This window comes from Catenulispora rubra (assembly GCF_015356825.1).
Taxonomy (GTDB): domain Bacteria; phylum Actinomycetota; class Actinomycetes; order Streptomycetales; family Catenulisporaceae; genus Catenulispora; species Catenulispora rubra.
The window spans coordinates 1-454 of sequence record NZ_JAACYW010000746.1; the positions used below are offsets into that span (position 1 = coordinate 1).

The following is a 454-nucleotide window of genomic DNA, read 5'->3' on the forward strand; positions in this document are numbered from 1 at the left end:
GTGCCGATCTGTCCGCCCTTTTCCCCCTACATCAGCCTGCTGTGGCGGAACCGCCGCACCGGGATCGTGGTGGACGACGCGGGCGTCCGGATCGGGGCGCCCGACGGCGGCCCCAGACTCGTATCAGGCCTCATGGTCCGCCGTTCGGTCGGCGCGGATCGAGACCAACGCGGCGGTCATCGACGCCATGATGAACGCCCGCCGGATCTTCAGCGCAAATCGGTACTGGCGCGTCGCGCGCGGCCACTCGCACTACACGCTCGCCGCCGGCGTCCTAGTGCCGCCCTTCGCCCGGACCGTGCGGACCGTCGAACTCGCTGCGCTGACCGGAATCCAGGCTCGGCCACCGCGGCCCGGCGGTACTTCGGCAACTATCTGAACGTCGGCTCCTTCTCACGCCGGTATGAGCCGCAGGAGAGCTCCTTGTGGCTGGTTCCGAGCCCGCGTCCAGAGG

The 454-nt window shown here is 69.6% G+C and carries 1 protein-coding gene; it reads left to right on the top strand.

Features of this window, described 5'->3' with window-relative positions:
- Positions 1–187 precede the first annotated feature (187 nt).
- Positions 188–379 (top strand): hypothetical protein, encoded by a 192-nt coding sequence (locus GWK61_RS55250; protein WP_194922379.1) that lies wholly within the window; start codon positions 188–190, stop codon positions 377–379.
- Positions 380–454 lie beyond the last annotated feature (75 nt).